This window comes from Roseateles sp. P5_E8 (assembly GCF_054177665.1).
The window spans coordinates 72,392-89,680 of the sequence record NZ_JBGCUM010000008.1 but is presented as its reverse complement, the minus strand read 5'-3'; the positions used below and the strand labels follow the sequence as shown (position 1 = coordinate 89,680).

11 protein-coding genes are annotated in these 17,289 nt (G+C 68.4%); 7 read left to right on the top strand and 4 right to left on the bottom strand.

The window, feature by feature from the left end; translation table 11 throughout:
* Nucleotides 1-63 precede the first annotated feature (63 nt).
* From ACXRVZ_RS06885 to ACXRVZ_RS06875, 3 genes are all read left to right on the top strand, one after another.
* Nucleotides 64-546, top strand: a complete 483-nt coding sequence (locus tag ACXRVZ_RS06885) for an Lrp/AsnC family transcriptional regulator (protein ID WP_457420344.1) — start codon at nucleotides 64-66, stop codon at nucleotides 544-546.
* A 3-nt stretch (nucleotides 547-549) separates the two neighbouring features.
* Nucleotides 550-1,287 carry a metallophosphoesterase family protein gene (locus ACXRVZ_RS06880; protein ID WP_457420342.1) on the top strand — a complete coding sequence of 246 codons (738 nt, stop codon included), beginning with the start codon at nucleotides 550-552 and terminating at the stop codon, nucleotides 1,285-1,287.
* 84 nt (nucleotides 1,288-1,371) lie between these two features.
* Nucleotides 1,372-2,502, top strand: coding sequence for a diguanylate cyclase (locus ACXRVZ_RS06875; RefSeq protein ID WP_457420340.1), 1,131 nt, complete (start codon nucleotides 1,372-1,374; stop codon nucleotides 2,500-2,502).
* Here the strand turns inward: ACXRVZ_RS06875 and ACXRVZ_RS06870 are convergent.
* The 3 genes from ACXRVZ_RS06870 to ACXRVZ_RS06860 all read right to left on the bottom strand — a co-directional run bounded on the left by ACXRVZ_RS06870 (nucleotide 2,491) and on the right by ACXRVZ_RS06860 (nucleotide 7,558).
* Nucleotides 2,491-5,094, bottom strand: coding sequence for a hypothetical protein (locus ACXRVZ_RS06870; protein WP_457420337.1), 2,604 nt, complete (start codon nucleotides 5,092-5,094; stop codon nucleotides 2,491-2,493). The two genes, ACXRVZ_RS06875 and ACXRVZ_RS06870, sit on opposite strands and share 12 nt — an antisense overlap.
* Nucleotides 5,094-5,732 (bottom strand): hypothetical protein, encoded by a 639-nt coding sequence (locus tag ACXRVZ_RS06865; protein WP_457420335.1) that lies wholly within the window; start codon nucleotides 5,730-5,732, stop codon nucleotides 5,094-5,096. Before ACXRVZ_RS06865 ends, ACXRVZ_RS06870 begins: the two co-directional genes overlap by 1 nt.
* A gap of 203 nt (nucleotides 5,733-5,935) precedes the next feature.
* Nucleotides 5,936-7,558 (bottom strand): LuxR C-terminal-related transcriptional regulator, encoded by a 1,623-nt coding sequence (locus tag ACXRVZ_RS06860; protein WP_457420333.1) that lies wholly within the window; start codon nucleotides 7,556-7,558, stop codon nucleotides 5,936-5,938.
* Between the two features lie 40 nt (nucleotides 7,559-7,598).
* Here ACXRVZ_RS06860 and ACXRVZ_RS06855 point away from each other — a divergent pair, with 40 nt between their 5' ends.
* The 3 genes from ACXRVZ_RS06855 (at nucleotide 7,599) to ACXRVZ_RS06845 (ending at nucleotide 15,938) form a co-directional block, all read left to right on the top strand.
* Complete coding sequence (locus tag ACXRVZ_RS06855; RefSeq protein WP_457420331.1) at nucleotides 7,599-8,507, top strand: EamA family transporter; 909 nt, start codon at nucleotides 7,599-7,601, stop codon at nucleotides 8,505-8,507.
* Between the two features lie 144 nt (nucleotides 8,508-8,651).
* Complete coding sequence (locus ACXRVZ_RS06850; protein WP_457420329.1) at nucleotides 8,652-15,284, top strand: choice-of-anchor D domain-containing protein; 6,633 nt, start codon at nucleotides 8,652-8,654, stop codon at nucleotides 15,282-15,284.
* An 18-nt stretch (nucleotides 15,285-15,302) separates the two neighbouring features.
* The gene (locus ACXRVZ_RS06845; protein ID WP_457420327.1) at nucleotides 15,303-15,938 is read left to right on the top strand and encodes a hypothetical protein; all 636 of its coding nucleotides are present in this window, start codon (nucleotides 15,303-15,305) and stop codon (nucleotides 15,936-15,938) included.
* Here ACXRVZ_RS06845 and ACXRVZ_RS06840 read toward each other — a convergent pair.
* Nucleotides 15,929-16,717, bottom strand: coding sequence for an isocitrate lyase/PEP mutase family protein (locus ACXRVZ_RS06840; RefSeq protein WP_457420325.1), 789 nt, complete (start codon nucleotides 16,715-16,717; stop codon nucleotides 15,929-15,931). The genes ACXRVZ_RS06845 and ACXRVZ_RS06840 overlap by 10 nt on opposite strands.
* Nucleotides 16,718-16,913: 196 nt before the next feature.
* Here ACXRVZ_RS06840 and ACXRVZ_RS06835 point away from each other — a divergent pair, with 196 nt between their 5' ends.
* Complete coding sequence (locus ACXRVZ_RS06835; RefSeq protein ID WP_457420323.1) at nucleotides 16,914-17,282, top strand: methylglyoxal synthase; 369 nt, start codon at nucleotides 16,914-16,916, stop codon at nucleotides 17,280-17,282.
* Nucleotides 17,283-17,289: the final 7 nt, after the last annotated feature.

Here is a 17,289-nt window from a genome sequence, read left to right as displayed (position 1 = left end):
TCCTTGCTCAATCAACGAGAATTCAATCAAATTCACATCGCCAATTCGCCTTAAGGGCAAACCATGAGTTCCGCCGACCTCGACCGTTATCACATCGCCATCCTGGCCGAACTGCAGCGCGACGCGCGCCAGTCCAACGCCGAACTGGCCCAGCGCATCGGCCTGTCGGCGGCGCCCACCTGGCGGCGCGTCAAGTGGCTGGAGGAGCAGGGCTACATCACCGGTTACCGCGCCGAGATCGACCGCCGCAAGATCGGCCTGGGCGTGCTGGCCTTCGTGCGCGTGGACGCCGAGCGCAGCGCGGCCACGGCCACCAAGGCGCTGGAGGACGCGATCCGCCAGCTGCCCGAGGTCATTGCCTGCCACTACATCTCCGGCACCGGCACCTTCGAGCTGCAGGTCATGGTGACCGACCTCGACGCCTTCTCGCGCTTCTCCATCAACACGCTGCTCAAGCTGCCCAACGTGAAGGACATCCACACCAGCTTCTCGCTGGGCGAGGTCAAAGCCAGCGGCGTGCTGCCACTGGGGCATCTAGAGTCCTGACCCATGCGCCTCGCCCTCGTCTCCGACATCCACGGCAACCTGCCCGCCCTCGAAGCCGTCGCCGCCGACATCCGCCGCCGTGGCGTGGACACCGTGCTGTGCCTGGGCGACAACCTCTCCGGCCCACTGCTGCCGCGCGAGACGGCGCAGTGGCTGATGGCCTCGGGCTGGCCCTGCCTGGCCGGCAACCACGAGCGGCAGATCCTCGAATGGCGGCCGGAAACGGGCGGCGCGTCGGACGGCTACGCGCTGTCCACGCTGGGCGCTGCCGAGCTGGATTGGGTGCGCAGCCTTCAATTTGAATGGCAGTGGGCGCCCGACATCTTCCTGTGCCACGGCACGCCGCGCAGCGACTGCGAGCACTTCCTGGAAACCCCGCGTGATGGCGTCCTCGGCCTGGCCACCGCCGCCGAGATCGCCGAGCGGCTGGCCGGCCAGGCCAGCGCGCTGATCGCCTGCGGCCACAGCCATCTGCCGCGCTTCCTGCGCACCGCTGCGGGCCAATGCCTCGTCAACCCCGGCAGCGTCGGTCTGCAGGCCTATGTCGACGACGAGCCCGAGCGCTACGTCGTCGAGCGCGGCACGCCGGACGCGACCTACGCCATCGTCGAACGCATAGCCGGCGCCTGGCATGGCGGCCAGCACGCCGTGCCCTATGACCACCGCGCGGTGGCGGCGTTGGCAAGGCAGCGCGGCCGCCCCGACTGGGAACAGGCCTTGCTGAGCGGCTATGTGAGCTGAGACAGCGCCTGCACGTGAACAAGCACCACCATCTGCCCGCCAAACGGCAAGGCCCGGCACCACGCCAGCGTTAGGCTTGCGGCCATGGCGAAGTCGCACCTCCGATGGCTCGGCGATCTCTGGCTGGGCACCGAGCCCGCCCAGCGGCTGCGGCTGCGCCAGACCTCGCTGGCCATGGCACTGATGGGCGTGTGCGTGCCCATGCTGCACTACGCCGTCGGCGTGGACGGCGGCGAGCAAGTGCTGCTGCTGTGGGTCTGGACGGCCTGCTCGCTGGGCGGCATGGCCCTCATCTACGTGGCCATCCGCAGCGGGTGGTCGCTGCGCTTTCCCGACCCCTCGCTGACCAGCCCGCAGATCGCCTTCGCGATCTGCGCCGCCGCCACGGGCTATGCCCAGGCCGGGCTGCTGCGCGGCGGCGTCTTCCCGGTGCTGACGCTGATCCTGATGTTCGGCATGTTCCAGCTGCGCGCCCGCAGCGCCTACGCGCTCAGCTTCTTCGCGCTGACGCTGTTCGGCCTGGCCATGGCCGTCATGGCGTGGCACAGGCCGGCCGCCTACCCACCAGCCGTCGAGATTGGCCACTTCCTGATGCTGGCCTGCATGCTGCCCGCCGTGGCCGTGCTGACGGCGCGGCTGAGCCGCATCCGCCGCCGGCTGTCCGACCAGCGCGAGGAACTGGCCCGCGCCCTGGCCCAACTGCACGCCATCGCCACGCGCGACGACCTCACCGGCCTGCCCAACCGCCGCCAGATGCAGGCGCTGATGGACCAGGAACTGCTGCGTTCGCTGCGCCACGGCTACCAGTTCTGCGTCGCCATCGCCGACCTGGACCACTTCAAGCGCGTCAACGACGCGCACGGCCACGCGGCCGGCGACCTCGTGCTGCGCGCCTTCGCCCAGGCCGGCCAGGGCGCCCTGCGTGCGACAGACGTCATCGCCCGCTGGGGCGGCGAGGAGTTCCTCGTGCTGCTGGCCGATACCGCCATGCCACCGGCGCTTGCCGGCATGGAGCGGCTGCGCCAGCGGGTGGAGGCGCTGAGCATCGACGTTGGCGACGGCGTCGCGGTCACGATCACCGTCTCCATCGGCCTGACCGGCCACCGCCTCGGCGACGCGCTGGCCCAGACCCTGGAGCGCGCCGACCGCCTGCTGTACCAGGCCAAGGCGGAGGGGCGCAACCGGGTCTGTACAGACCCGGTCTCAGTGGCCTGAAGCCCGCAGGTGCTCGCAGCGGCCCATGCGCGCGCCGCGCTTCACCTCGTCGACGAACTCGCCCGGGAAGCTGACCTCGGTCGAGTTGCCGTGCTTGCAGACGAAGGCCTTCTTCATGTCCACATACCAGGTCATCGGGACGCCCGGAATGCCGCCGACCATCTCGTTGCCCTTGCCGTTGATCGAGGCGGTGCCGTCCATGCCGTAGCGATAGGCCTCGGCCACGCCCTGGGTGCGGAAGAAGTCGCTCAGCTTGATCCAGCCGATGTCCTCGATCCACAGCATGCCGTGGATGCCGCTGAACCAGACGCCGGCCTGGGCGATGAGCACCTTGCCGTCGTCGCTGATGTCGCTGGACGTGACGGGAATAGGCCCGAAGTTCTCCTGGATGTAGGCCGCACCCTCGGTCTCGCAGCTGACGTCCATGCCCAGCAGCGGGAAGTCCTCGCACCACTTCAACAGCTTGGTCTTCATGAAGGCGTTCTTGCCGGTGCCCTTGGTCGCATCCCAGAACACCAGGCCGTCCTTCTCGGTCTGCAGCGCCACGCGGCTGCCGTCGGGCGTCATCGCATAGGCATCGATGGCCCCGGCGACCTTGTACAGATCGATGGGCTTGCCCTGGTCAATCCAGGCATAGGCCTTCATGAAGTTGCTGTTGCCCAGCACGACACGGCCATTGCCGGACACCGCATGGGCACGATGCCAGGGTTCATTGGCCGTGTCGATGCCCGCCATGCTCAGGGCTTTGATGCCGCCCTTCTCGGTCCAGATGAAGGGCACGATCTCGCCACCGACGTAGGTGTCACCGAACCAGCCGCCCTCGCAGAAGCCGTCGCCGTTCTTGTCGAGATAGGCGGTGCCCACAGCGGTCTTGCCGGTCGCGTCCAGTGCCCAGCCATAGCTGGCCGAGTAGCCGATCTGGCTACCGCCGCCGCAGGTGTCGCCATTCAGGTTGCCCAGGTCGGTGAGGCGGCCGGTCCGGGTGTCCCAGATCGCTGCCGAGTTGGTCGTCACCGGCGTGCCGTCGTCGTAGTAGCCGATCACGTTCTTGTTCAGATCGGCCTGCACGATCATTTGGCGGCCATCGCGGGTGATGCTGGCGTTCACGCCCAGCACGCCCTCGGGTGACCACTCGATGCCCTTCTTCGAGTCCCATACGAAGGGGATGCTGTCGATGGTGCCGGCGGCGCGCTCGCCGTCCTTGGACAGGCTGCCCAGGTAGCCGTAGGTCACCGGGGTGTACTGCACGCCGTCCTTGTAGCCATTGAAGTAGAAGTTGGCGGTCTTGGTGACGCCGGCTTCTGCGGTGATGGCGCTGGCCGTGCAGGCCAGGTCATTGGCTGCCATCGACTGCTCGTTGGTGTTCCAGTATTCGGCCTCGGACACCAGGGCCGTGGGCTCGGTCGGATAGCCGCCGGCCACGATCTCCTCGGTGTAGAGCTTGTACTTGGCGCCAGGCTTCAGGTTGTTGATGCGGAAGCGCCCGTCCGGTCCGATCTTGCCCTGGGTCTTGTCGCCGCTCTGCGCCGAGATGGCGTCGCCGAGCGGGTCACTGACGTTGCGGGCAATGATGTTGATGCCGCCATAGGGCGTGCGGCCATCCTTCAGATAGAGCGTGCCGGCAATCGAGCCGCGCGTCTTCGAATAGGCCGCGGTCGGGTAGAGGTCGGAGATGGCCGCGATGTCATCGGGACGGTCGACCGTGCTCATTTCCAGCCCGGCGTTCTTGCCTTGCGCGTTCACCGTGTCCGGATTGATGAAGGGGAACATCGTCTCGATGTACTTCGGATCGATCTTGTTCGCGCTCGGGTCGTAGTAGTTCCAGGACGCGAGCGGCTTCACGCAGCCGGGCACGCCAGGGTGCAAAGGGTAAAAGTCCAGGTCGCTGAAATAGGCCATCTGCCCATTGACCTGCGAGTGCGACATGTTGATCGCGTGGCCGAACTCGTGCGTGAACACGCCGGCGATGCGCTTGCCGTCGATGTCGGGCGGCGGCATCCAGGGTTGCTCGGGGTCGAGCGCCTCGTGCGCCACGACATAGCCATTCATCACGGCCGTGGCCTTGACGATGGTTTCCGGGTAGCCGTCGCCGTCGCGGTCCTCGGCAATCTCGGCGAAGGCGATGCCCAGCACCTGGTCCTTGGGCGCGCCGAAGACTTCTTCGATCACGGCGCCGGTCTGGTCGTAGATGACGTACAGGCCGCCTTCGTTGTACTGGCCGTAGACCTTCATGGCGGTCTCGCCGTCCATCACGTCCACGCCGATGCTGGGCACCTGGTTGAACTTCTTGAACTTCTTCGGGTCGGTGGTGGCCTTCCAGGTCGAGGTGGCCACATTGCTCCACTGGCTGACCGCGAAGGCGGTGATCTTGTCGGCCTGCGAGTTGTTCAGGAACACCGAGCCGTCGTTCCTGTAGGTCAGCGGTCCGATGTCGGTGTAGACCTGGATGGGCTTGCTGGTGTCCCAGCGCTGCGGTTGCGGGTTTTTCGGATGGTCGGTCAGCAGCAGGGGACCGGCAGCGTTTGCCGCCGTCAGTACGACCGAGAGGGTGGCCAGCAGAGCGGCGGCCAGCGAAGTCTTGAGCGTGCTCATCAGCGCATCACTCCCTTTTCAATCCATTGTTCCGAGATGGCCCGCTTGACGAAGCGGTTCAGCACCCCGCCCTCGACGGCGCCGCCAGACTTGTTGGCCAGCATGGCGGCCTCGTTGGCGTTCAGCACGCTGGGGTCAACCGTCATGCCCTTGAACAGGTCGCGGTTGTTGAAGCTGTTGGCCAGCCTGGCACCGTTGGACGTGAACTTGCCTTGGGCCAGGCCGACCGGCGTGACCATGCCGGTGCGCAGCGCCGGCTTGTTCATGAAGGTGGTGACCTTCTCGCCCACCTTCCAGCTCGCCATGCCCTCGATCTTGGCGGGCAGCATGTAGCGGCCGTCGCCCATCCTGCGGGTCTTCAGCAGACCGTACTGGCGAAACTTGTAGCTGCTGTTGAGCGCCAGGTCGCGCTTGACGCTTTCCTTGACCTTCAGCGTGACCTCGGTGAAGGGCAGGCCGTTCTCGATGCCGTCGGTCAGCTTCGTGACCTCTCCGGTCACGATCAGGTCGGAGGCCTGGATCATCTGCTTCAGGTTCTGCGGCACCAGCTGCGAGGCCTGGGCGGAAGGGGCCAGCAGCGCGGCCAGGCCGCCCAGCAGGGCCAGGCGCCGCAGCGCGGAGAAAGGTTCTCGGTTCATGGCGGAAGGGGTTGGGTTGGTGGGCCGGGCAGCGCTCCGCCAGCCCAGAGCCTGCGGTTGTGCCGCCGGCCCGCGCTGAGTGGTGGTCTCGTCCGGGGTGAGGGCACTGTGCGGCGCGCTCCCGCGCCCGCCCATCCCCCGCGGCGGGGGAGCCGCGACTGCGGGGAGCACAAACCCCGGCGGGGGTTTCCCTCAGCCAGGGATCAAAAGGACACGCCGATGACGCCCAAAGCCCGCGCCCGCGTCACCGCATGCTTGCGCGAACCCGCTTCCAGCTTGGCGTAAATCTTCTTCAGGTGCGACTTGACCGTCTCGTCGCTGACCGCCAGCGCCGTGGCGATCTCCTTGTTGGAGTAGCTGCGTGCCACCAGCACCAGCACCTCGCGCTCCTTGGGGCTCAGCAGCCGCTCGGCCACCGTCGTGCCGGCGCTCATTGACGCCGGCCCGCGGCGCAGCGCTGCCAGCGGATGGCTGAGCCGCATGCGCTGAGCCTCCTGCTCCTTCACGGCCAGCGCGCTGCGTGCATGCGCATAGGCCCGCCCCATGTCACCCACGGCGGCCCAGTCCTCGGCCAAGGCCACGTACAGCGACGCGGGCGCCTTCCAGCCAACGATCTTCAGCCCCTCGGCGAGCATCGCCTCGCCGTGATGCAGCGCCGCGTTGGGCAGTGCCAGCCCGGCCGGCGGCGGCAGGCGCGGATGGCGGCGGTGCATCTCGGTCAACACCTCGTGCACGCCCACCACCAGCGCGCTGAAGCCATGCTGCGCGATCAACACCTGGGCCTCGGCCAGCGCCGCCTGCGCCGCCTCGACCTGCCCCGCCGCCGACAAGGCCCGCGCCAGGCCCAGCAGGTTGACGGTCAGGTTGTCGGTGGAGCGCACCGCGCGGTACATCGCGACCGCCTCGGCCATCGGCCCCACGGCCTCCACGCCGCGGCCCAACATCAGCAGCGTCTGCGCCAGCTCCGCGCAGGCATTGGCCTTGTTGATACCGGACGGCACGACCGCCAGCGAGGACAGCGCGTCGCCCAGTAGCACCAGCGCTTCGTCGAGCCGGCCGATCTCCTTCAGGAAGGCGCCCAGCCGCGTCTCGCAGGCACCGATCAGCGCCGGCCAGCAGGCCGCGCGCGAGTCCAGCGTGGCCTGGTCGTAGCAGGCGGCGGCGCGATCGAACTCGCCCAGGCCCTGCAGCGCCGTGCCGGCATTGATCGTGCAGACCAGCGCATGGCGCAGCAGGCCCCAGTGCCGGGCCGTGTCGGCCGCCCGCAGGAACAGTTCGGCCGCACGCGCCGGGTCGCGGCGCGACAGCAGCAGCGCCTGTGCCGCATCGGCAAAGGTGGCAGCGGCCGGGTCCGCCGCGTTGACGGTGTCGGCCGGGGCGGCAAAGCTCTGCTCATAGGCCAGCCAGGCCTGCGCGACGGCCCGACGGCGGGGGTCCGGCCCGCGCGCGTGGCTGGCCGCCGCGCGCACATAGGCCTCCAGCTCACGCTCGCGCTGGCCGCTGGCCTTGGCGACGATGGCCTCCGCGAGCAGCGCGTCGCCCTCCAGCAACGCGTCGGCCGCGTGACGGCGGGCCGAGGCGAGCAGCGTCTCGGCAGCGTCGACGCGCCCCTCGAGCGCGGCGATCTCGCAAAGCGTCAGCGCCAGCCGCGCCTGCAACGCGGGCGGCTGTGGGGGCAGCGCCTGCACCTGGGCACACAGCCGCGCCGCGCGGGCGCTCTCGCGCTGGCGCAGCTGCCAGGCCAGCTCGGTGAGCGCCGCAGCCGCTCCGCCCAGCGCGGCCGCTTCGAGGTCGGTCAGCGCTGAGGCGGTGACAAGGAATTCCATGCGAAAAATTGTAGGAGGGCCTGCAACCTAGACTGGGCGCATGTCCTCGCCCTCCCCGCAGTCACTGCCACTGCGGCACTTCCTGCTCGCCCTCGCCATCGTCGCCATCTGGGGCACCAATTTCGTCGTCACCAAGTACGCGCTGGACGTGATGCCGCCCATGACGCTGGCCGTGCTGCGCTTTGCCATCGCCTTCGTGCCGGCCTGCTTCTTCCTGCCGCGGCCGCGGGTGGCCTGGCGCTACATCGCGGGCTACGGCCTGTTCGTGCTGGTGGGGCAGTTCACGCTGCTGTATCTCGCCATGCGCAGCGAGATCTCGCCCGGCCTGGCCTCGCTGGTCATCCAGACCCAGGTCTTCTTCACGCTGCTGCTGGCCGTGCGCCTGGCGGGCGAGCGCGTGCTGGCCGCGCAGTGGCTGGGCCTGGCGCTCGCAGCGGCCGGCATCGCGGTCATCGTCGCCCACACCGACGGCACGACCACGCCGCTGGGCCTGGCGATGATGCTGGGCGCGGCCTTCTCCTGGGCCTGCGGCAACATCGTCGGCAAGCGCGCCGGCCGGGTGAACATGCTGGCCTACGTCGTCTGGAGCAGCGGCCTGGCGGTGCCGCCGCTGCTGGTGCTGGCCGTGGTGGTGGATGGGCCGGAGCGCATTGCCGCCGCCTTGACCATCACCGACGTCGGCCCCTGGGCCGCCGTGCTGTGGCAGAGCTTTGCCAACACGCTGTTCGGCTATGGCTGCTGGGCCTGGCTGCTGGCGCGCCACCCGGCCGGGCGCATCGTGCCCATGGCCTTGCTGGTGCCCGTCTTCGGCATGGGCGCCAGCAGCCTCCTGCTGGCCGAGCCGCTGCCGGGCTGGAAGCTCGTCGCCGCCGCGCTGGTGCTGGCCGGTCTGGCGATCAACCTGTTCGGGCCGCAGTTGCTGCTGCTGCGACGGCGAATGCGCCGCTAAGGATGGATCTTTCGCCCCCCCGCTTCAAGGGGGGGCTGCGAACCAGCACAAGTTTTCTGCAGTTGAGCAAAGGTGGGCCGGCGCGGAATCCGGAACATGCGGCGATTCATATCGCCAGCCGACTGGCGTGCCAGGGGGATTTCCATGCGCCAGAACTTTCGCTCCACCCGTCCGACGCTGCGCGTCATCGCCCTCGCCGCGGCCATGGCGGCTTTCGCCGGCCCGGCACGGCCCGTGCCGGTGACCTGGGTGGGCGCGAACAACGGCTACTGGGACATCGGCAGCAACTGGAGCGCGCCCCTTGCTTCCGGGAGCGTCCTGGACCTGGGCGGCTTCAATACGGAGCTGAGGTCGGGCTACTGGACTCTGGCGTCGATGTCCGGGAGCGGGACGCTGACGCTGTCAGGCAGCCCGTTTGGCGTGCTGAATGTCGGCGGCATCTCATCGATCGGCGGCCTGCAGCTGAAAGGAGCCCAACTGGTCGTGGCGGGCAGCCTGAGCGCCAAAGGGCCCAGCAGCTGGACGAGCACATTGATCACCGGCAGCGGTTCGGTCACCTTCGAGGACGACCTGACGCTGAGCGGCAGCGCCAGTCACTCGCTGAGCACGGGCACCCTCAACCTGAACGGCGTCACCACCTGGACCAATGTGGGCGGTGGCGGCGCACTCGTAGCGGAGTACGGCGCCACGCTGAACAACACGGGCGCGTTCCTGGACCAGACGTCCTCCAGCGCCGGCATCACCTACAACTCTACGCATGGCGCTCGTGCCACGTTCAACAACAACGGCACGTTCCGCAAGTCGAGCGCGACCACCACCAACCTGGACGCCGTCTTCAACAACAGCGGCTGGGTCTACGTCGATGCCGGCACGCTGACCCTGGCAGGCGGTGGCAGCAGCACGAACGGCCATTTCAACGTCGCCAGCGGCACAACGCTGAACCTCAACGGCGGCTTTGCGTTGAACAGCGCCAGCTTCACGGGCGCGGGGCTGACGCAAATCTCCTCTGCCGATATCACCGGCACGGTTGCCGTGGGCAGTGCCCTGTCCTTGAACGGCGGCACCATCGGCGGTACGGGCGCGCTGATCGCCAATGGCGCCAGCACGTGGGCCGGCAGCGGCATGACATCGACGGGCTCGACGGTTTTCAATGGCGCACTGACGCTGAACGGCAGCGGCACGCGCGTCGTCACCCAGCGCAGCATCGGCCTTGCCGGCACCAGCACATGGACCGCCGGTGACTTCTCGATGGGCGGCGGGGCCACGCTGACCAACAGCGGCAGCTTCCTGGACCAGACAGCCGCCGCCGCCAGCATCAACAACGGCCAGGGCGGCGCGCTCAGCAAGTTCGTCAACACGGGCACGTTCACCAAGTCGGGTGCGACAACCACGACCATCGGCGTGTTCATGCAGAACGACAAGCCGGTCGGTACCGGCGGCGTGCTCAACGTCAGCGCCGGGACGCTGAAGCTGGCCGCAGGCGGCAGCAGCGACCATGCCAGCTTCAACGTGGCCTCCGGTGCGACGCTGAACTTCAGCGGCGGCATCTATACGATGACCTCCAGCACGTTCAACGTCGTCAACGGCGGGGTTGTCCAGGTGACGGGTGCCACGGTCAACAAGCTTGAACCGACTGTCTTCGCGGACGGCACCTTGAGCGTGAGCAGCGGCAGCTTCAATGCCGGCAATGGCCTGACGCTGGGGAACTTGATCCTGAGCGGCGGCACGCTCAGCAGCACGGGCGACGTGAGCATCAGCAATCGCGTCACCTGGACGGGTGGCAGCTTGGTCGCCGGCGCTACGGGCACTGTGATCAACGCCGGCAATGGCTTCCAGGACCAAAACGCGAGCGACGCACTCATCGCCAGCGCCTTTCGCAACATTGGGACGGCCTACGCGAAATCTGGTGCCGGCACCACCCACATCACCGGCGCTTTCGACAACACCACCGGTGGCGGCAGCACCAGCACGCTAGAACTCAGCGCCGGTACCTTGAGCCTGGACGGCGGCGGCCAGAGCACGACCGGCGCCTTCAATGTGGGTGCTGCCGCCACCTTGAACTTCGGCGGCAGCGCGGCCTTTGCACTGAACAACACGCAGCTCAACAACTCGGGGACCGTGAAGGTCTCCGGCGCTGGGGTCACCACCACCGACGCACGGACGCTGGCCGGCACGCTGGAGGTCAGCGCGGGCAGCTTCAAGGCCGGCGGTGCACTCACCACCAACCATCTGAAGCTGAGCGGCGGCACCGTCGGCAGCACTCTTGCAAGCTCGGGCGGCACGCTGACCCTTGGCGGCACCACCACCTGGTCGGGCGGCAGCTTCGCCGTCGGCAGCAGCGCCGTCCTGACCAACAACGGCAGCTTCCTGGACCAGAACACCGGCAACGCCAGCATCCCCAGCGGCAGCGGGAACTTCATCAACAACGGCAGCTACACCAAGTCGGGCAGCGGCACCACGACCGTGAACCGGAAATTCGTCAACTTCGGCGCGCTGCAGGCCAGCGCCGGCACGCTGATCCTGGCCGGCGGCCTGGACGCGACCAACTACAACCCAGCCACCCTGACCCTGCTCAACAAGGGCAGCTACAGCGTCACCGGCGTGCTGCAGTTCGCAGGCGCCATCACGACGAATGCCACCAGCCTGACTCTCGACGGTCCCAACGCGCTCATCCGCAACAGCAGCAACAGCGCCAATGCGCTGGCTAGTCTGGCCAGCAACACGGCGACCGGCAACCTCAGCCTGGGCAACACGACCCTGGTCAGCACGCCGGTCAGCGGGACTTTCAGCAACGCAGGCATCGCCGACCTCCGCACGGGTGGCAGCTTCAAGGCCATTGGCCGCATCAGCAATCTGGCCGGCGCCCAAGTGCTGATGCACGGCGGCAGCCTCACCAGCACCACGGGCTTGAACAACGCCGGCTCGATCAGCGGCTTCGGCCAGATCAGCGGGCCACTGACCAACGCCAGCAACCTGGTCGCGAGCGGCGGCACGCTCACACTGGATGCGCTGAGCAACTCATGTGTGGTGGTCGACGCCTGTGTGGTCGGCATCGCGGCGGACGGCGGCCTCGTGGCCAACTCCTTCAGCAATTCCGCCCTAGGGCTGGTGCAAATGTCCGGCGGCAGCCTCACCGGCACCACGGGCTTGAGCAACGCCGGCAAGTTGAGCGGCTTCGGCCAGATCAACGGGCTGCTGACCAACACCGGCACCCTGCTCCCAGGCAGCGGCACACTGACCGTGGAGGCCCTCAGCAACTCGGGTGTGGTCGGCATCGCAACGGGCAGCAACCTCGTGGCCACCTCCTCTTTCAGCAACCTCGTCGCAGGGCAGGTGCAAATGTCCGGCGGCAGCGTCGGCGGCACCACGACCCTGAACAACACCGGCACGCTGAGCGGCTTCGGAACGGTCAACGCGCCCGTGAGCAATGCCGGCATCGTGCTGGCCAATGGCAGCATCCTGGAGCTCAAGGCGTTGAGCAACTACAACGCGGCGACGAATACCCTCAGCGGCGGCAGCTACCAGCTCTCCGGCGCGGGCATCCTCAAGCTGCCCGGTGCCGACATCCGCGCCAACGCCGCCAGCATCCAGTTCGACGGCAGCACCTCGGCCATTCGCAGCGACGACGCTACGCAGAGCGCGCTGCGCAACCTCGCCACGAACGCGGCGGGCGGCAGCTTCGCGCTGCTGAACGGCGCCAGCTTCAGCACGTCCACCTTCAGCAACTCGGGCCTGCTCTCGATCAGCGGTGCCAGCAGCAGCTTCACCGCCACCAACAGCTTCAGCAATACCGGCAGCGGGCAGGTGGTCATGGCCGGCGGCAGCTTCAAGGGGAACTGGCAGAGCAACGCCGGCACCGTCAGCGGCTTCGGCACGATCATTCCGAAGCTGAACAACACCGGCAGCCTGCAAGCCACTGCCGGCGGCACGCTCACGCTGACTGCGGGGCTGAACAACCTGTCGGGCGCCCTGGCCACCCTGACCCTGACCGGCGGCAGCTATCTCGCCAGCGGCGGCGGCAAGCTGCTCATCCCCCAGAACAGCAAGATCGTCACCAATGCGGCCAGCATCACGCTCTCAGGCCCGGGTTCGGATATCCAGGCCGTCGGCGCCGGCTACAGCGCGCTGCAAGGTCTCGCCACCAACGCGGCGGGCGCCAGCTTCAGCCTGAAAGACGGGGCGATCTTCGGCACGGCGGCACCCGTCTTCAGCAACTCGGGCTTGGTCACCGCAGACCTGAATTCCAGCTTTTCAGCCAGCAGCTTCAAGAACCTCGCCGGCGCCCAAGTGCAGTTGTCGGGTGGGCACCTGAACGGCAGCTTCCTGGTCAACCAAGGCACGATCTTGGGTTTCGGCTTGATCGCCTCGTCGCTGGACAACGGCGGCGGGACCGTGCGGGCCAGCGGCGGCACGCTGGAGCTGGGCAACGTGATGCAGTTCTCCAACGGCACCCTGACCGGCGGCAGCTATGTGGTTGATGCAGGGGCCAAGCTCGTCTTTGGCTCAGGCGGCTCCATCAGCAAGAGCAATGCCGACATCCAGCTCAATGGCCTGGGGGCGAGCATTTTCGGCGGCGGAATCGACTTGCGGTCCCTGTCGCAGAACCAGGCCTCGGGTCGCCTCACCCTGGCGGGTGGGGCCAGCGTGGCGGGGGGAGGAAACGGGTTCAGCAACCAGGGTGTGATGGCCATCAACGGTGAGGCCAGCAGTTTCACCACCTCCCTTGGATTCACGAATGCCGTCTCCGGGCAATTGACGTTGGCGGGTGGCAAGCTCAACTCCACCTTCCTTTGGCCCCTGAGCAATCAGGGCACGACGAGCGGCTTCGGCACCATCGCCCTACCGGTGAACAACACGAGCACAGGCCTGCTGCAAGCCATCGGCGGCACGTTGGAGCTGTCCGGTGGGCTGGGCAATCTCTCCGGCACCACGCTCAACAGCTACGGCCGCTACGTCGTTTCCGGCGGTGGCCGGCTGCTGATCCCGGGCGCCAGCATCGTCACCAACCTCGCCAACGTCACGCTCGACGGCTTGGGTAGCGACATTCGAAGCAGCAGCGTCACCAGCGCCTTGCAGAATTTCGCAACGAACCAGGGCAGCTTCAGCGTCAAGAATGGGGCGGTCTTCTCGTTGGCTGGCGATTTCACCAACTCGGGCGCGCTGGCCATCGCGGATACGGGCAGCAGCTTCTCTGCCAGGGTCTTCACCAACTCGGCCACCAGGACCGTGGAGCTGTCCGGCGGCAGCCTGATCGCCAACAGCCTGAACAACTCCGGCACCTTGAGTGGCTACGGCACGATCCAGCTGGCGCAGAGCAACAACATCGGCAGCGGCATCATCCAGGCCAAGGGCGGCACGCTGAGCCTGCCAGGCGGCCTGCAGGCCGCCAACGCGTCCATCGTGGTGGACTCGGGGGCGACGCTGTTCCTGGGCGCCCCCAGCAAGGTGGGCACGCTGACCATCAACTCGACGGGGTATCTCCAGCTGACCCACAGCATCGAGGTGTCCACCGACTACATCTACGCCAACTCCGGCGGCAGCAACCCTTGGGCCCGCACCTCACACGGCGTCGTGGGGTCAGGCGACTCGCAGTTGATGATCACCAGCGATGACTACCACTGGGAATCCGGCAGGCTGGTCCTGCCCGCCATGCGTGTGGGCCATGGCGCTGCCACCGCCACCTACACACTCTCGAACGTCGGCACCAGTGGCCCGACCCAGCGCCCCTACTTCAGCGCCAGCAGCCTCACCAATCCCGCACTGACGGGCAGCGGCGCCACCTTGGATCAAGCCATTGCGCCGCTGCCGCTCAATGGGCCCGGGCAGACCTTCTCCCTCAACTTCAACCCAACGTACTCCCAGGCCATGAAAAGCCAGTCGCTCTGGATCCAAACCAATTTCCAAAACAAGATCTCCATGGCTTTTGAGATCGTGGGCAATGCCTACGCGCCCGCCGTCGCGAAGCTCAACACGCCAGCCAAGCTGGACTTCGGCATCGTGCGGGTGGGCGACGCGGCGACGCGCATGGTGTCGGTCAGCAACACGGCTACGGGCGAGCTGACGGACCAACTCCACGCCACGCTGAGTGGCGGCGGCGCGCACTTCAGCACCGGCACGACGGCCCTGGTCGCCGCCGGCGCCAGCGCCGATCTCGGCGTGACGCTGGACACCGCGACGGCCGGGCTGTTCACGGGCGTCGGCTCACTGGGTCTCGCCAGCCGCAACGGTGAGATGAGCGATCTGGCGCTGAGCGGCGAGGAGGTCTCCTTCATCGCCCAGGTCAACAACCTGGCCGTGGCCGCCCTGGCCAAGACCGGCGGCGGCGGCAGCTTCGGTGTCGTCGATGGCCACTACGTGCTGAACTTCGGCACGCTGACGCTGGGCAGCAACGGCATCGTCACGGCCTTGTCGCTGTCCAACGCCGCGCAGGGCACGGCCGACGCGCTGGCCGGTTCGTTCTCCAGCCTGGTGCCGGGTGGCGCCTTCACGCTGAGCGGCGCGGCGGACTTCGCCAACCTGCAGGCCGGCGAGGCCCTGAGCGGCCTGAAGATCCGCTTCGACACCGCCAGCCTGGGCAGCTTCGACCAGGTCCTGACGCTCTCGACGTTGAGCACCAACGCTAGCGACCCGCTGGGCCGCGCGCTCGGCAATGTCGAGCTGCATCTGCAAGGCTCGGTCACGGCCGTGCCCGAGCCCGGTGGCTGGCTGATGATGGCCGGCGGCCTGCTGTGGCTGGGCGGTGTCGGCCGGCGCCGCCTGCAGAACCGCAGGGTCTGACGGGACTATGCTGGCCCGATGCGGACGCTGGCACTCTCCATCCTCGCCTTGCTGGCCGGCCTGGCCCAGGCCGCGCCGCCTGCGGTCCAACTGACCGTCGAACTGCGCTGGGTGGACAGCCAACTGCCGCCATCGGCCCAGGCCGGCGTGCGCGATGACGCCGTCGTCGTCGGCACGGCGGGCACCGTGTCGCCGCGCGGGCCCGGCGTCGTCACCTCGACAGCCCCCGCAGCGCCTCAGCCCGCACAGCGCCTGCTGGTGCTGAACGGCCAGCGCGCCAGCCTGCGGCTGACGACGCGCGAGCCGCTGCAGTGGGTGGACACCGTCGTCGAGCTGGACCCCGCCGCCACGACAGCCGCCAGCGCCGCGCGCCGCCTCTACGCGCAGCCGCGCCAGGGCGAACGCCGCGCCACGCAGAGCTTCGCCGTCACGCCGACCTGGCCGGGCGGGCGGGCGCCGGTGCGCGTGGCCTTCGATGTGGAGGACGGCGACAGCGCCTTCCAGTCCACGCTGGACCTGCCGCTGGAGCGCTGGCAGACCGTCGCCCGCACGGGCGGCACCAGCTCGCCGCCGCCGCGCGGCACCGTCAACAGCCGCGACGCGGCCGGCCAGCCGGAGCGCGAGCTGCAGCTGCGCGTGTCAGTTCAGCCCTGAGCTAACTGCCTGTTGATCTCCGGATAGGGCGCCGCGCCGTCGAACAGCTCGGCGCCGCCACCCTGGGCCAGAAATCCCGCCGCCGCCCGCTGCGCCCGGCCCCAGGCGGCCTCGGCAATGGCGCTGCCGGCCGAGATGCGCCGCACGCCCAGGCGCTTCAACTCGCCCAGCCCCGGCAGCGCCGGCCGCGCCATCACGTTCAGCGGCAAAGGCTGGCCGGCCACCAGGGCCTCGATGTCGGCCACCGCCGTCACGCCGGCCGCGAACAGGCCATCAGCACCGGCCGCCGCGTAGTCACGCGCCCGCAGCAGCACTTCTTCGGCGGCACGGCCGGGCGCGAGGTTGCGCAGGTAGACGTCGCAGCGCGCGTTGATGAAGACGTCCACGCCGGCCCGCGCCGCCGCCGCCTTGATGGCCTCGATCTTGCGCGCCAGCAGGGCCGGCTCGCCCGCGCCGTCTTCCAGGTTGATGCCCACCGCACCGGCCTCGACGAGCTGCATGACGTGGCCGGCCGCCGTGGCCGGGTCGTCGCTGTAGCCGGCCTCGCTGTCGGCGCTTAGCGGCACGCGCGCCACGCGGGCAATGCGGCGGATGGCGGCGGCGTGCTCGGCGATGGGCAGGTGGTTGCCGTCGGCATAGCCCAGCGCCCAGGCCAGGCCGGCGCTGGTGGTGGCCAGTGCAGGCACGCCCAGGGCCTGCACGAGGACGGCGCTGCCGGCGTCCCAGACGTTGGCGATCTGCAGGAGTTCGGAGCCTTGGTGAAGTTCGCGGAAGTTCATGGCGGTCAGGGAAAGCGTGAACAGGACGCCATGCTGCCTGCACTTGCTGCCAGCGCATGGCAGCGGCGTCGATGAAGGCAGGCCATTCCAGCAGCGAAGTGAGCGGTACCAATCAAGCCAGGGAACTGCCAAGTTCTTCGCACCGAGGCGCCCCGACTGCGTGTAACGTGCCCGTTTTTGACAGCCAGCCTGCCCGATGAGACTCGCCTTGATCGCCCATGACGGCAAGAAGGACGCCATGATCGCCCTCGCTGCCGAGTTTCTGCCGCTGCTGCGCCGCTGCGAGCTGATGGCCACCGGCACCACCGGCACCCGCCTCGCCGCAGCCCACGGCCTGACCGTGGAGCGCGTGCTCAGCGGCCCGATGGGCGGCGACCTGCAGATCGGCGCCCGGCTGGCGGTGGGCGGGCTGGACGGCATCATCTTCCTGCGCGATCCGATGACGCCGCAGCCCCACGAGCCCGACATCAACGCCCTGGTGCGCGCCTGCGACGTGCACGACGTGCCCTGCGCCACCAATGTCGCCACCGCACGCCTGCTGCTGACGCGCTGGAGCAGCGCTTGACGCTGGC

What these genes read in the sequence shown, in the direction of transcription:
- ACXRVZ_RS06885 (WP_457420344.1), top strand. Translation starts at nt 64, where the DNA reads ATGAGTTCCGCCGACCTCGACCGTTATCACATCGCCATCCTGGCCGAA.
- ACXRVZ_RS06880 (WP_457420342.1), top strand. Translation starts at nt 550, where the DNA reads ATGCGCCTCGCCCTCGTCTCCGACATCCACGGCAACCTGCCCGCCCTC.
- ACXRVZ_RS06875 (WP_457420340.1), top strand. Translation starts at nt 1,372, where the DNA reads ATGGCGAAGTCGCACCTCCGATGGCTCGGCGATCTCTGGCTGGGCACC.
- ACXRVZ_RS06870 (WP_457420337.1), bottom strand. Translation starts at nt 5,094, where the DNA reads ATGAGCACGCTCAAGACTTCGCTGGCCGCCGCTCTGCTGGCCACCCTC.
- ACXRVZ_RS06865 (WP_457420335.1), bottom strand. Translation starts at nt 5,732, where the DNA reads ATGAACCGAGAACCTTTCTCCGCGCTGCGGCGCCTGGCCCTGCTGGGC.
- ACXRVZ_RS06860 (WP_457420333.1), bottom strand. Translation starts at nt 7,558, where the DNA reads ATGGAATTCCTTGTCACCGCCTCAGCGCTGACCGACCTCGAAGCGGCC.
- ACXRVZ_RS06855 (WP_457420331.1), top strand. Translation starts at nt 7,599, where the DNA reads ATGTCCTCGCCCTCCCCGCAGTCACTGCCACTGCGGCACTTCCTGCTC.
- ACXRVZ_RS06850 (WP_457420329.1), top strand. Translation starts at nt 8,652, where the DNA reads ATGCGCCAGAACTTTCGCTCCACCCGTCCGACGCTGCGCGTCATCGCC.
- ACXRVZ_RS06845 (WP_457420327.1), top strand. Translation starts at nt 15,303, where the DNA reads ATGCGGACGCTGGCACTCTCCATCCTCGCCTTGCTGGCCGGCCTGGCC.
- ACXRVZ_RS06840 (WP_457420325.1), bottom strand. Translation starts at nt 16,717, where the DNA reads ATGAACTTCCGCGAACTTCACCAAGGCTCCGAACTCCTGCAGATCGCC.
- ACXRVZ_RS06835 (WP_457420323.1), top strand. Translation starts at nt 16,914, where the DNA reads ATGAGACTCGCCTTGATCGCCCATGACGGCAAGAAGGACGCCATGATC.